Origin of the sequence: Limnothrix sp. FACHB-406 (genome assembly GCF_014698235.1) — a bacterium.
GTDB lineage: Bacteria > Cyanobacteriota > Cyanobacteriia > CACIAM-69d > CACIAM-69d > CACIAM-69d.
On sequence record NZ_JACJSP010000004.1, the window covers coordinates 180,953 to 194,571 of the forward strand.

The 13,619-nt window shown below is 58.5% G+C and carries 10 protein-coding genes; 2 read left to right on the forward strand and 8 right to left on the reverse strand.

What is annotated here, in order from left to right; all coding sequences use genetic code 11:
- Nucleotides 1-214: 214 nt before the first annotated feature.
- The 5 genes from H6G53_RS06010 to H6G53_RS06030 form a co-directional block, all read right to left on the reverse strand.
- The gene (locus H6G53_RS06010; RefSeq protein ID WP_190531471.1) at nt 215-1,720 is read right to left on the reverse strand and encodes a chlorophyll a/b binding light-harvesting protein; all 1,506 of its coding nucleotides are present in this window, start codon (nt 1,718-1,720) and stop codon (nt 215-217) included.
- Complete coding sequence (locus H6G53_RS06015) at nt 1,717-2,787, reverse strand: chlorophyll a/b binding light-harvesting protein (protein ID WP_190531473.1); 1,071 nt, start codon at nt 2,785-2,787, stop codon at nt 1,717-1,719. Before H6G53_RS06015 ends, H6G53_RS06010 begins: the two co-directional genes overlap by 4 nt.
- A gap of 346 nt (nt 2,788-3,133) precedes the next feature.
- Nucleotides 3,134-4,312, reverse strand: coding sequence for a DUF58 domain-containing protein (locus H6G53_RS06020; RefSeq protein WP_190531475.1), 1,179 nt, complete (start codon nt 4,310-4,312; stop codon nt 3,134-3,136).
- Between the two features lie 107 nt (nt 4,313-4,419).
- Nucleotides 4,420-5,550 (reverse strand): branched-chain amino acid ABC transporter permease, encoded by a 1,131-nt coding sequence (locus tag H6G53_RS06025; protein ID WP_190531602.1) that lies wholly within the window; start codon nt 5,548-5,550, stop codon nt 4,420-4,422.
- 141 nt (nt 5,551-5,691) lie between these two features.
- On the reverse strand, nt 5,692-6,849 hold the full coding sequence (locus H6G53_RS06030; protein ID WP_190531476.1) for a GUN4 domain-containing protein: 1,158 nt from the start codon (nt 6,847-6,849) through the stop codon (nt 5,692-5,694).
- Between the two features lie 202 nt (nt 6,850-7,051).
- Between H6G53_RS06030 and H6G53_RS06035 the strand changes: the two genes are divergently transcribed.
- On the forward strand, nt 7,052-8,656 hold the full coding sequence (locus H6G53_RS06035) for a glucose-6-phosphate isomerase (protein WP_190531478.1): 1,605 nt from the start codon (nt 7,052-7,054) through the stop codon (nt 8,654-8,656).
- 225 nt (nt 8,657-8,881) lie between these two features.
- Here H6G53_RS06035 and H6G53_RS06040 read toward each other — a convergent pair whose 3' ends face one another.
- Nucleotides 8,882-9,940 (reverse strand): agenet domain-containing protein, encoded by a 1,059-nt coding sequence (locus H6G53_RS06040; RefSeq protein WP_199309136.1) that lies wholly within the window; start codon nt 9,938-9,940, stop codon nt 8,882-8,884.
- A gap of 413 nt (nt 9,941-10,353) precedes the next feature.
- Between H6G53_RS06040 and H6G53_RS06045 the strand changes: the two genes are divergently transcribed.
- The gene (locus tag H6G53_RS06045; protein ID WP_190531483.1) at nt 10,354-11,649 is read left to right on the forward strand and encodes a Glu/Leu/Phe/Val dehydrogenase; all 1,296 of its coding nucleotides are present in this window, start codon (nt 10,354-10,356) and stop codon (nt 11,647-11,649) included.
- Nucleotides 11,650-11,681: 32 nt separating this feature from the next.
- Here H6G53_RS06045 and pdxA read toward each other — a convergent pair whose 3' ends face one another.
- Both pdxA and H6G53_RS06055 read right to left on the reverse strand, forming a co-directional pair.
- A complete protein-coding gene (gene pdxA, locus H6G53_RS06050) occupies nt 11,682-12,743 on the reverse strand; it encodes a 4-hydroxythreonine-4-phosphate dehydrogenase PdxA (protein WP_190531485.1) in 1,062 nt (353 codons plus the stop codon).
- Nucleotides 12,736-13,551, reverse strand: a complete 816-nt coding sequence (locus H6G53_RS06055; RefSeq protein WP_190531487.1) for a hypothetical protein — start codon at nt 13,549-13,551, stop codon at nt 12,736-12,738. The genes pdxA and H6G53_RS06055 overlap by 8 nt, the downstream gene beginning before the upstream one ends.
- Nucleotides 13,552-13,619: the final 68 nt, after the last annotated feature.

The window sequence follows — 13,619 nt, forward strand, 5'->3', positions numbered from 1 at the left end:
TTGAGAAAGAGTTTTAATAAACTGAAAATGCCCACCCAACCAGAAAAAAGGGGATCGATCGCCACCCCCAGCGACGGAGCGGCCCCGAATCCCCCCAGTCCTCGTAATCAGCCCTCCATGACCGATTTCGATTTCTGTAAATGACTGACTTATGGATCAAAAACTCAAAAAACGGTTTGAACGATGCTGACCAATCAGGCTGGTCGCGAATCGCCTAGAGCGCTAATAGGCCTGCCCCCTGGGTTAACAACAGGAAGGCAAAGATTGCGCCGCCCATGCCGCCCACCAAGAACATGGCGCTGAACTGGCTCCAGCCGTCCGCCGTCCGCAGGTTTTCGGGCAGCACAGCCGCATTCGCGCTCACGGCCTTGGCCATGCCCCGGAACTGATCCAGGGAGCGATCGCCCCGGTTCGGGAAGGTCACGGCCCCGTAGAGCGACAGGCACAGGGACAAGATCAACAGCAGCCCCATGGTGGCAATCAGCCCCACCAGTTCCGCCGATTGGCTCGATCGCATCGGCCCCAGCTTGATGAACGGCCCCACCAGGAAGTAGCCGTGGGCCATGCCAATTTCCAGACCCCGCGACAGGGGCGACAGGTTCGGGCGATAGATCGGCAGGTATTGCACCAGGGCCAGGGTCACATCGGAGGCACTCACGGGCGTGTCCAACGTGCCCGCTTCCGGGGAGCCGCCACCGGGCCGAACAAAGCTATCGCTGCCGAACTTGAAGCCCACGGCCTCCGCCCGCACCCGCAGGGCGTGCCACAAATGCCCCGCCAAAAACAGGATTGCAAACACAAAGTGGAAGGTGGCCAGCCAGCCCCGAGCGGTTACCGTGCCGTCCTGGGTGACGATGCCCAGGGGCCCATAGAACACTTCGGGATAGGCAAAATCATTCACCGACACAAAGTAGGCCGCGAAGAAGCCCATATAGGCCAAGGCTCCCAGGCTGTAGGACAGGTAGGCTTCTCCCGTCCAATAGAACACCCGTTCCACCCAGAGCCAAGGACGGCTGAGGATGTGCCAGAGGCCGCCCGCGATGCAGAGACCGCCGACCCACACATGGCCGCCCACCAGGTCTTCGAGGTTGTCGATCGCCGCCATCCCTTGGCTGCCGTGGGATCCGACCAGATAGCCCCAAATCGTGCCGAACTCCAGGGTGGGGTGCTCAACCAAGCGCACGGAACCGATCGCCGGGTCATAGAGACCGCCCCAGGCCATGGCCTTGGCCACCAACAGGAAGGCCCCCGATCCCAACAGCAACAGGTGAATGCCAATAATCGTGGTCATTTTGTCCTTGTCGCGCCAGTCGTAGCCAAAGAAGCCACTGAAGTTGGCGCGATCGGTCGGCAGCACCTCGGGGCCCAGCACGGCGTGATAGATGCCGCCAGCTCCCAACACCGCCGCACTGACCAGGTGCAACATGCCCACCACCAAATAGGGATAGGGGTCGGCGATCGCCCCATCGGGCCCCAAACCAAAGCCCAGGGTGGCCAAGTGGGGCAACAGAATCAGCCCCTGAGTCCCCATCGGTTGGCTCGCATCGTAGCGAGACAGCTCAAACAGGGTCATGGCCCCCGCCCAGAGCACAATCAGCCCCGCATGGGCCACATGGGCCCCCAGCAGTTTGCCCGACAGGTTCACAAACCGACCGTTTCCGGCCCACCAGCCCAACTGTGGCATCGCGGGGGCCGCCGTCCGAGAGATTACAGCGCTCATGCAGCAGCCTCCTGGGTCGATTGGGTAGCAGAATCAGCGGTGTTAGGAGTAGCCGGGGTGGTTTGCCCAAAGCCAAACCGCACACCAGCCGCTTGCAGGGCGTGGAAAATATGCCCTTGCAGGAAAAAGAATCCGAGCCAGAAATGGGCATTGGCCAACCAAACGCGGGAGGTCAATGCGCCATCGGGGCTGAAGAAATAGGGCACGCGATCGAACCCGATTTGCAATGTGGGGCCAAAGAACGCTTCGGGGAAGGCGACGGCATTCACGGACACAAACAGGGTGGCCACAAAGGCCATCAGGGCCAGCGCCCCCAGGCTGTAGGACAAATAGGCCTCGCCCGACCAAATAAACAGGCGCTTCACGGCCGCGGACGGCTCCGAAACGATGTGCCAGAGGCCGCCACCGATCAGGATTGCGCCCAACCAAGCGTGGGCCCCGACGATCGTGGGTAGGTCATTGACGCTAGCCAGCCAGTAGCGACCGCCAGCCCCAAAGAAGTAGCCGAAGATTTGCCCCAAATCCCAGTTCAGGTCACTGACCAACTGGACACGGCCCACCGCCGGATCGTAAAGACCGCCAAAGGTGGTGGCCTTCAGCACCAGCAGCCAAGCGCCCAACCCGAGCAACACCAGGTGAATGCCCAGAATTTGGGTCATTTTGTTGGCATCATCCCAGCGGTAATTGAAAAAGCCGGTGTGATCGAGCCGCTCGGGCCCCTTGAGGGCATGGAACAAACCGCCCGCCCCCAGGAAGGCGGCGCTGATCAGATGAATCGCCCCGATCGCAAACCAATCATCGGTTTGGGCGATCGCCCCGTTATTGCCCAGGCCCCAACCCAACCGGGCCAGGTTCGGCAACAGAATCAAGCCTTGCTCATACAGCGGCCGACTCAGATCGCAGCGGGAGACCTCAAACAGGGTCATTGCCCCCGCCCAAAGCACGATCAGTCCCGCATGGGCCACATGGGCCCCCAACAATCGTCCCGACAGTTCCGTCAGGCGGGCATTCCCCGCCCACCAAGGAATCGCGATCGCCGTCTGTGGCGGCGTGGTGGTGACAGTCATAGGAAGTTCCCAACAACAGCTTGCAGCGTTTGCAGTTTTTGCAGGTATGCGCCATTCGGTGCAGATTCGAGTAACTCTCGAACCTTTATTGAAACTTTATAGCAATAAAGCCTGAATCAAGATTTGGAAAATGTCAAGAATAATTTTCAATAAGATTTGAACAAGTAAGTCCAACGGCTGGAGATCCAACGGCTAGAGATCCAACGGCTGACGATCGCCCCGTTTCGTCGCGCCGGTTTCAACCGATGCTCCGGGCAGCCTGAAGTAGGGGCGTACAGCCGCACGCCCAATCAAGAGTCAACGATGCGAACGGTTGAGCGAAAACCGTTGAGCGAAAACCGTTGGGTTAAAGCGGATGGTTACCGGCCTGCAATTGCTCAGAAATTGGGCGATCGCGCGAGATGACGCGGCCTTGGGCCTGGCGACCGAGCAGGCTGCCCGCCAACTCACTGCTGGGGGGTAACCACAACAACCAACGGCTGCGATCGGGCAATTGACTGACCCGATCGACCGCTGAAGTGAGCCACAGCACGGCCCGAGAAGGCGGTTCATGTTCAGCTAGCTCCCCGGCTTGGGTTCCGGCCAGGGTTTCCAACACCACCTGTCGCCCTCGCACCAACCCCGTGGCCGCCGTCCAAAGGAAGGGATCGAGGTAACAGCGGCTGGCATAGACATACATGGAGGCGGCCGCTTCCACGGCCTGCTCAAAGTCTTCGGGATCCCAGGCAATCGCACTATCGAGGGCCACAATCAAATCGGGCCCCGTGGCGGCGGTTTCCAATTCCCGCACCTGAAGCTCCCCAAACCGGGCACTGCTGCGCCAATGAATGAGCCGGGTGGAGTCGCCCCAACGGTAGGGCCGCAGGGAGCGGGTGAGGCCTTCGGTTCCCAAACGTAAGGCGCGATCGCCCGCTGCGTTTTGGGCATCCCCTTCGCCCATCCAATCCACGATCGGGCATTGGGCCAGGGGCCAAACTCGAGGGTAAACCACCAGTTTGGCTGGTGCGGTGATCGGCTGTTGTCGCCAAAACAGGCCGAAGGGCGCACCCGATCGCAAAGTGAGACTCGGCCAACGGTAGATGCCGCGCCGCTGGGCCCGAAATTGGGCTTGGATGGTGATGCTGCCTTGGGCGGGAATCAGGGCGATCGAGCCGCTGGCAACGGGCAGGGGGGCCGGTGGCCGATCGACCCATTGCAACAGGGAGCGGGCTGATCGGGCATGGTTGGCGATCCGGCATTCCACCACGGCCAAATCATCAACGCTGATCGGTGGAATGGGTGATCGGCTGGCGCTCAGGCCCCCGAGCGATCGCGCCGTCAGCACCGCCGCCACCAACATCAGCGCCAACAGCACCCCACTCATCACGTAGAGCCAACCGGCCATGGCGTTGGTGGCCGCCCCAAACAGAAACAGGGCGATCGCGCCCAGCAAAGCCCCCTGAAATGAAGGACTCACCAAACGGGTCTCCCAGCCCATCAGCCACATAACCCAGCGGTGGCGCACCGTTGCCAGCAGTTTGAACATGATTGAAAGGGGGATCAGGGCCTTGCGATCGCAGCTTGGACTCTGGAGATCACTTGCACTGTTGATTAACCCATCATAGGGCGATCGCCCCGAATCGCCAGAGCCGCCTATTGGCCGAGGGTCAGCTCTTCCTTCTTGCCCAAAATGCCTTGGGGCCGCCACATCATCAGCACCACCAAAATCAGCCCAATGACCATTAGCCGGAAAGCGCCCAAGCGGGCATCATCCAAGGGCAACAGGGCCGGCAACACAAACCGGGTGAGGGTGGTGTATCCCCAAAACAGGACAGAACCCAACAGCGTGCCCGCATTGTTGCCCGCGCCGCCCAAAACCACGATCGTCCAAGCTTGGAAGGTCATCAGCGGAATGAAGCCATCGGGGTTAATGAAAGTGAGATTCCAGGCATAGAAGGAACCAGCGACCCCCGCGATCGCGCCGCCCAACATCAGGGATTGCAGTTTGTACCAAAACACGTTTTTGCCCAAGGCCCGCGCGATTTCTTCGTCTTCGCGAATTGCCTTGAGCACCCGGCCCCAGGGCGATCGGCCCAGTTGTTCCAGTTGCCAATAGACCAGACCCAAAACGGCCACCACCAGCAACATCAAGCCGCCTTTGTAGTTGAAATCCCAAAGGGCGATCGCCCCACAGCCATAGAGCAGAAGCCCCAGTAGGGCCGAGATGCCACCCAACACCAGGCGACCCTTGGAGGGGGGCTGTTGGGTTGTGCCGGTGACTTGTCCTTGGGCGGCCTGTTGGCGCGATCGCAAAGCCTGCCGGAACCAACGCCACAGGGACCAACCCGCCGCCCCAAAGATGCCCGTCCAAAGGGCGATCGCCACCGGAGCCACCCAAGGCGCGTCCGGCACTTGGGCCAAGGGCAGCGGGTAGCCATAAACGCCCCTTGCGCCTCGGGTCAGCCACTCTTCATTCAAAGCCACCAGCCGCACCACCTCCGACACCCCGATCGTGACGATCGCCAAGTAATCTTCCCGCAGGCGCAGGGTGGAAATGCCCACCAACAGGCCCAGCAGAGCCGCCAACCCCGCCCCGATCGCCACCGCCAGCACAATCGGCCAACCCTGAAGCGACAGCAGAATGGTGGTGTAGGCCCCAATGGTCATGAAGGCCACATGGCCAAAATTAATTAAGCCCGTGAGACCCCATTGCAAATTCAGACCCAGACCAAAGAGGGCAAAGATGCCTGAAAAGATAATCAGTGAGGTGAGGTAAGCAATCATGGGGGCGCGATCGAGCCTCAGCGTAGGAATAGCCCAAATTTCACGCCCCATTGTAGGGCAGGGAGCTGATGGATCGATGGTTTAGGCATTGGTTGAGGCGCTGATTTAGGCGCTGGTTTCGCCTGGCGGGCCAAGGTTGGCTTAGGCGCTGCCCAAGGCCGCATTCACCACCTGAGGAAACAGACCCGAACACCACCAAACCCCCACGGCAGAACAGTAAGGCAAATGGCCCGCCGGGGCGCTGAGGCTGAAGTTACGGCTCTTTTGGCTGGTCCAACCCAGGCGATCGCCAAACCGACACCAAGCCTCCACGGGGCTGGCCGTTTGGCTGGTGACCTCTAGCCAAATGTCGTACTGAATGCGGAAGCCAAAGTGATTGTTGCTGTGGATGGTCCAGAGGCGATCGATCTCGGTTAAATCGCCCTTGGGAAATTGCTCAATGTCTTCCACCCGCAACCAACTGGCCCCCTCGCGGCCCACCACCTTCAGCATGATTCGAGTGGTTTCTCGATCGGCCTCCAGCCACTTTTGCGCTTCCAACAACTGGGACAGCCGCCCGTAGCGATCGACCGGGGCCGGAGTTGGCCCCGGCGAGGGCATCACAAACTGCAAAATGGTCACCTCTTCCTCCGTGGGCAGCCCGTGGGCCGGCGGCATGGGGGCAGAAGGGCGATGCTCTGGCAAGTGGAAAGGATTTTCGTTGCGATCGGGATTGGCCAAGGGCGGGTTGGGATTGACCGCCGAACTCGGATTGCCCGTGTCTTGCAGGGCGGCCGTGTCCAAGGGACCCAAATCAAACGGCAAGGGATCGGATCCCGACCCGATCGGATGGGATTGTGTCGGGGATCCTGCCTGGGGCGATCCTGTCTGTGGTGATCCCTTCTGTGGTGACCTTTGGGGCCCCGCACTCTGTTTCAGGGCTTGGATTTGTTGCTGGAGCTGACCCTGAAGCTGTTGCAGCGTTTCCAGCCATTCCGGCGAAAGGGTTTGGAGCAGCAGTTTTTGCGATTCTTGTAGTTGTGTTAGTTCCAAATACAGGTGCGATCGCTCCTGGCGGGCCCGTTTCAGTTGGCCTTCAATGTGGTTTAACTTGGCATCCAAATTTAATCGCTGCCAAAACTCCCGGGCCCAAGTGGTGCGCACCTGGTCGCGGGCCCGCAACAGGGCAATGGTCGCCCGATCGCTCCCCGTGCCCACCAGCGCCTCCGGTAACGGGGAATTATCCCAACCACAGGTTGGGCACAGCACTTCGGTGTCTGACAACTCGGTGGCACAGATAGGACAACGCACAGCAGCCATGGGTCAAAAGGGGGGTGAGGGCAGGGGGATGCTACTGCCGCCCCTATTCTACTCAGCCGGTTGGCACTGTCGGGAACTGCGCTCTCGGCCCAGACGCAGGGGGGCCGGTGTCTGATGCAATCGTTACCGTGATCGGGGGTGGGAGCTGGGCTACACTCAAGGCGCGATCGGGACGATAAAAAGACGATAAGAAGGAGTGTTTATGACCGGCACTGCGTCATTGTGGCAGCGTTACCAAGACTGGCTCTACTATCACGAGGGCTTGGGGCTGTATCTGGACGTGAGCCGGATGCGGTTCGATGATGCATTTGTGGCTCAGATGCAACCCAAGTTGGCGAAAGCGTTTGGGGACATGACCGCTCTGGAATCGGGGGCGATCGCCAATCCCGACGAACAACGGATGGTGGGTCACTATTGGCTGCGGCAACCGGACTTGGCCCCAACACCGGAATTGCGAGACGACATCATCAACACCCTTGACCGCCTCGAAACCTTCACGGCGGCCATCCACAACGGCCAGCTCACGGCCAACGGTCAGCCTTTTACGGATGTGTTGTCGATCGGGATTGGCGGTTCGGCCCTGGGGCCGCAGTTCGTGGCGGAGGCCTTGGCTCCCAATCAGCCGCCCTTGGCCATTCACTTTGTGGACAACACCGACCCCGACGGCATCGATCGGATCCTGTCCAAGAGCACGGGCGGCTCCCCCCTGCGCGATCGCTTGGCCACAACCTTGGTGTTGATCATCTCCAAGTCCGGCGGCACACCCGAAACCCGCAACGGCATGGTGGAAATTCAAGCGGAATTTGGCCAAGCCGGATTGCCCTATCACCGCAACTTTGTGGCCATTACCTGTGAGGGCAGCGCCTTGGATCAACGGGCGATCGCGGAAGGTTGGCTCGATCGATTCCCGATGTTTGATTGGGTCGGTGGCCGCACCTCGGAACTGTCGGCGGTGGGGCTGTTGCCAGCGGCGCTCCAAGGGATCCAAATTCGAGAAATGCTCGTGGGCGCGCAAATGATGGATCAGGCCACCCGAGACCGCAACCTAAAAACCAACCCTGCCGCCCTGTTGGCCCTTTGCTGGTATTCCGTGGGCCGAGGCAAAGGCGAAAAAGACATGGTGGTTTTACCTTACAAAGACCGGCTACTGCTTTTTTCGCGCTATCTCCAGCAGTTGGTGATGGAATCCTTGGGCAAGGAACGCGACCTGGATGGCAACTTGGTCTATCAGGGCATTGCCGTGTATGGCAACAAGGGCAGCACCGACCAACATGCCTATGTGCAGCAGTTGCGCGAAGGGGTTCCCAACTTTTTTGCCACCCTGATTGAAGTGCTGGAAGATGGCGGCTCGGGCGTGGTGGTGGAAGACGGGGCGATCGAGTCCGGCGATTACCTCAGTGGGCTATTGCAAGGCACGCGCCAAGCGCTCTACGACAACGATCGAGAGTCAATCACCATTACGGTTCCCCGCGTCAGCGAGCGCATTGTGGGGGCCCTAATTGCGCTCTACGAACGGGCCGTCAGCTTCTATGCCTCCCTGGTGAACATCAACGCCTATCACCAACCGGGCGTTGAGGCCGGCAAAAAAGCCGCCGCCAACATCTTGGCCCTGCAAAAGCGGCTGGTGTCGGTCTTGCAAGATGCGGGAGAACCCCTGTTGATTGCGGAGTTGGCAACGCAGGTGGGGGCGATCGAGCAGGTGGAAACGATCTATTGGATCCTGCGGCACTTGGCGGCCAATGGGCGCGGCCCGGTGCTGGTGGGTAATCCTGGACAACCGGCCAGCCTGAAGGTGTCTTGGAAATAGGTGTTTGGGAAATCTTGATCCATTGCTGAGTTTGCGGTTGCCGGAATTCAATCGCAATTCAACCATTTCCCGGTTTACATTAATGTCCAAAATTAATGTCCAAACCAATGTCCAACTAATACCCAAATAATGTCCAAAAGCGAGTCGGGGTAGATGCAAACCTACCCCGATTTTTTGGGCGATCGATTCCCAATTTGGCTTGATGCAACCATGCGCCCCGCTGCCCTATTCCGGTTCTCGCAGGCGATCGGGCCCCACCCACTCATCCCAATTTTCGTCGTAGTCGTCATAGCTAATGTGGTGCAGGCCATACCAAGCCTTTTTGATTGTTGCGGGATACCAATCGCCCGCCTCATCCTGCACCTCCACCGCCGCTCCCAGGTCATACATCACTGGTTCGTAGGGACGGATGCGATCGGGCGCGACCCACTCTTCTGACTGATCCACCACGTATTGCACTCGGTATTGCGGATCGCCGTCTGAATCGCTCACCTCCACAATTTTTGCCCGATACCAATCCTCCTCATATTCCACCTCCACCCGGCGGCCCAATTGGGGATCGAACTGATCGGTCACTCGTGACAGTTGCATTTGGGGATCAAAATCATGAGTTGTGAAAAACATTGATTTTTGGTCTTCAATGAATGCCACTTCCAATTCCGTGTAGCGGGCAAAATCATAGAGCGTAATCACCCGATCTTCATCCAAATCAACCGTGGGATCTCCTTGTAATCCCTTCAGCAAAGAAGCCGTAAAAGTCCAAGCGCCTGTTGAAGTGTTGTGGGCATAGGCAGAGGTCACACAGGCGTAAGCAATTTCGCTTTCCCGCCGTTTGGCTTCATCAATCAGTCCCCCAGAGAAGCAACAGTCCGCCATCAGCAAGGCATGGGAACCATTGAAGTTTTCTTCAATATCATCAAAGATGCTGGACACTTTCCAATAGGTTTCCGTATCTTCCGCATCGGCATCATAGTTGTAAAAATAATGTTCTCCCGATTCGGAATCCCAGCCGCCATGACCAGCAAAGTAGAGCATTAAGAGGGCATTTTCATCGGTGCTGGCCAAAAAATCCGGCAGTTTAGATTGAATGGCGGAGAGGGTGGCTTGACGATCCTGAAGATAAATAATTTGGGATGGGGGCACACCTTGGTTGCGGAAAAATTCCACTAACTGCGCGTCCGATCGATTGGGGACAGCATCAGGAAAAGGGGCGAAGGCTTCTGAGTCTTGCCACTCCAGCAAACCCACCGCAAAGATCCAAGTTGTTTCGGGATTCCATTCCATGGTCAAGGGCATTCTAGGAGGATGCTGTGGGGAGGATAAGGCTACGACTGGGTTCGATCGAACGGCTCTTGGCCGCCCTTGAACTTAGGACAATCGCGATCGGGCGGCGCAATTGAGGGGCAATTGGGGCGCGATCGAGCCATCCTCCGCACATCGGGCCCATCTTAATCCTGGCGTTTGGGATCTGACCACGGGCCCAGTTCGGTTTTGGGTTGCCAGAGGATGATCCCGGCCACCGAGCGATCGCCCTGGTTTTCAGGATTTGGCTCGCTTTCCATGTGATTTTTACTTGATCTCTACTTGATCCCTGCCTGGTTCTTGCTTGAACCCTGTGGCTAGCGGGCAAACCGTAACAAAGACTACAATTTAAACAGGAAGGTTGCTCCAACTACCTTCAAGGAACGACCCGAAGCATGGAAAGCCAATCGCTGTTTGTGGGTGCGCGCCAAAATCTCGATTTGGCCCTGAAGCATATCGCCATTTCGGAAGATGCGATCGAACATTTAAAGCATCCAAAAGCCAGTCTGCAAGTTTCAATTCCCGTGCGGATGGATGATGGATCGTTACAGGTTTTTCAGGGCTATCGAGTTCGCTATGACGATACGCGCGGCCCTGCCAAAGGCGGGGTTCGCTATCATCCTCAAGTGTCCTTGGATGAGGTCACATCCTTAGCATTTTGGATGACCTTTAAATGTGCAGTGTTGGATTTGCCCTTTGGCGGTGGCAAGGGTGGAATTACGGTTAATCCTAAGCAGCTTTCGCGCTTGGAGTTGGAGCGTTTAACGCGCGGCTATATTGATGCGATCGCGGATTTTATTGGGCCCGATGTGGATATTTTGGCCCCCGATGTTTACACCAACGCCACGATTATGGGTTGGATGATGGATCGCTACAACATCATTCAGCGCAAGTCCTGTCCGGCGGTGGTGACGGGCAAGCCGATCGCCCTGGGCGGCAGTGCAGGCCGAGAAACGGCCACGGCCATGGGAGCTTTTTTTGTGATGCAAACCATTTTGCCCAAGTTCGATCGCCCACCGGCCGAAACCACCGTTGCGATTCAAGGATTTGGCAATGCGGGCAGTTTTTTGGCGGAACAAATCTATCGTGCGGGCTACCGAGTGGTGGCGGTCAGCGATTCCAAAGGCGGAATCTATGCTCCGGCGGGGTTAGATATTCCTGCCATCCGCCAAAACAAGGAAGCGGGGCGCGGCATGGAGGCCCTTTACTGCCATGGCACGGTCTGCAACATGGCAGATCATCAATCGATTACCAATGAAGCGCTCTTGGAACTGCCCGTTGATGTGTTAATTCCGGCGGCGCTGGAAAATCAAATTACACCGGAAAACGCCGATCGAATTCAGGCCAAACTGATCTTTGAAGTAGCAAACGGGCCGATTACCTTTGAGGCCGATCGCATCCTGAATCAAAAGGGAATTTATGTCTTGCCGGACATTTTGACCAATGCAGGCGGCGTGACCGTTAGCTACTTTGAATGGGTGCAAAATCGGAGCGGTTTGTATTGGTCGGCGGCGGAGGTGGAACAGCGGTTGGCGGAACGGATGACCCGCGAAACGGAACGGATTTGGCAGCTCGCCCAATCGCTGGATTTGTCCCTGCGGACGGCGGCCTATGTCCATGCGCTCGATCGCCTGCGGGCAGCGATCGAGGTGAAGGGCACAAGGGACTATTACGCCCAAGCCAAAGCCTAAGTGCCAATTTCAGCCGAGTTCAACAGCCGGGTTCATTCCCGGTGGGCAGCGGTCACAACCCGATCGCGCCATTGGTTGCGGGTTTCCGTGAGTTCGATCGCCCAATGGATTGCTTCAATCATGCTGGCGGGGTCGGCGATCCCTTGGCCAGCAATGTCAAAGGCCGTGCCGTGGTCGGGGGAGGTGCGCACAAAGGGCAGGCCGATCGTGGTGTTGACGGCGCGATCGAAGGCCATCAGCTTCACGGGAATCAATCCTTGGTCGTGATAAAGCGCTAAGTAGGCATCGGGCAACCCGGCTGGAAGGGTGGGCCCAAACCAAGCTTGGCCCGCTGTCACCCACATGGTGTCTGGAGGAATGGGGCCGCGCAGGGTGGCGTTGGGGTAGCGATCGCGTGCTTGGGCTAACCAGGGAATCAGCCAATCGCGCTCCTCAGTGCCCAGTTGTCCCCCTTCGCCGCTGTGGGGATTCAGTCCGGCGATCGCGATGGTGGGATGCGTGATCCCCAAGTCTCGATCGAGCATGGCGACCAGCAAATCCAGCTTCCGATCGAGCAGTTCTGCCGTGAGCACCGCAGGAACCTGATGCAGGGGAATGTGAGTGGTGGCCAGGAGGGCACAAAGTTTCCAACCGGTTTGGGGCGATCGCCCCACAAAGGCCATCCCAAACCGATCGACCCCGGCCCGTTCGGCACAAACCTCCGTTTGTCCAGGGAAGGCGTGGCCCGCTGAATGCCAGGCGGCTTTGCTGATCGGCGCGGTGACCACTCCCGCAAACCGGCCGGCCGCCGTGGCCGCCAAGGCCGCATCGAGCCAAGTGAAGCTGGCGGCTCCGGCGGCCGCATTTTCAACCCCCCAATGAATCGATCGCTCCAACAGCGGGTCGATCGGAATATCCAGAATCCTCAATTTGGCCGGATCCGCGATCGGCTGGGAACTGCGCGGCTGAAGTTGCTCATAGGTGCGGCTGAGAATCGATCGGCTGCCCACCAGCACCGGCCGCAAAGCTGCCACCGTTGGATCCGCCAGCGCCTTCAGCACGACTTCCGGCCCAATGCCCGCCGGGTCGCCAATGGAAATAGCTAGTCTAATCATCTTGGGATCTGGAGCGTTGTTGTCGAGAGAGGGGGTGAACGATGGGGCGCGGCATTGCCAAGGGCCTCGGGTCGATCGCCTGGTTGAGTTCGGCCCTGGCCGCTTGGGCAAAAGACCGAAACGTCCAGCCCGCCGCCCGAAACACCGGCCGATGATCTAACCACACGGCTCCTAGGGTCAGGGTCAAAAACCAACGATGGGCCATATGGGTCAACTTTTGATGCAGGGGCGATCGACCCCGGCGCAATTGGGCCAGTAACTGACCTTGCATTTGCAAATGTTGGCTTTCGTCCCACTCAATTTGCCATGCAACCGCTTGGGTGATCGGGTGGTCTGTGGCCCCCTGCAATGCCCGGGCATACAACAACCCCATCACCTCCGCCGTTAACAACATTGCCAGCGCTAATTCCCAATTCATGCCCCCCCGCAGCCACCGAAAAGCCACGTCGGCCCAGTGGTGTCGCAGGCGGGGAAGCTGTTCGCGATCGAGCAGTCGCCCCAAGTCCGCCGCGTGGCGCTGTTCTTCCCGCACAAACCACTTGAACACATCCACCCAAACGGGATCCGCTCCTTGGGCAACCCAAGCCCGCACCGTTCGCATCAACCGATGGCCCTCGGAACTTTCCCCCAACTGGAAAATCGCGATCGATTGGCGAAACCGTTTTTGTTCTTGGGGGGTGAAGCCCCCAGTTTGCTGCCAATTAATCGGCAACAATTGGCTGTGATTCTGTTGGAAGTAAGCGAGCCAATCGGCGGCCGTGACGCGATCGGCTGTTGTCGATCGCGCCAACGAAATTGGGTGCAACATAGGATGTTTTTGCCCATGCTAGCGCACCCATTTTTCTATGGGGTTAATAATCGCCATTGGGTCGATCG

What these genes read in the sequence shown, in the direction of transcription:
- pdxA (WP_190531485.1), bottom strand. Translation starts at nt 12,743, where the DNA reads ATGATTAGACTAGCTATTTCCATTGGCGACCCGGCGGGCATTGGGCCG.
- H6G53_RS06025 (WP_190531602.1), bottom strand. Translation starts at nt 5,550, where the DNA reads ATGATTGCTTACCTCACCTCACTGATTATCTTTTCAGGCATCTTTGCC.
- H6G53_RS06045 (WP_190531483.1), top strand. Translation starts at nt 10,354, where the DNA reads ATGGAAAGCCAATCGCTGTTTGTGGGTGCGCGCCAAAATCTCGATTTG.
- H6G53_RS06035 (WP_190531478.1), top strand. Translation starts at nt 7,052, where the DNA reads ATGACCGGCACTGCGTCATTGTGGCAGCGTTACCAAGACTGGCTCTAC.
- H6G53_RS06015 (WP_190531473.1), bottom strand. Translation starts at nt 2,787, where the DNA reads ATGACTGTCACCACCACGCCGCCACAGACGGCGATCGCGATTCCTTGG.
- H6G53_RS06030 (WP_190531476.1), bottom strand. Translation starts at nt 6,849, where the DNA reads ATGGCTGCTGTGCGTTGTCCTATCTGTGCCACCGAGTTGTCAGACACC.
- H6G53_RS06010 (WP_190531471.1), bottom strand. Translation starts at nt 1,720, where the DNA reads ATGAGCGCTGTAATCTCTCGGACGGCGGCCCCCGCGATGCCACAGTTG.
- H6G53_RS06055 (WP_190531487.1), bottom strand. Translation starts at nt 13,551, where the DNA reads ATGTTGCACCCAATTTCGTTGGCGCGATCGACAACAGCCGATCGCGTC.
- H6G53_RS06040 (WP_199309136.1), bottom strand. Translation starts at nt 9,940, where the DNA reads ATGGAATGGAATCCCGAAACAACTTGGATCTTTGCGGTGGGTTTGCTG.
- H6G53_RS06020 (WP_190531475.1), bottom strand. Translation starts at nt 4,312, where the DNA reads ATGTTCAAACTGCTGGCAACGGTGCGCCACCGCTGGGTTATGTGGCTG.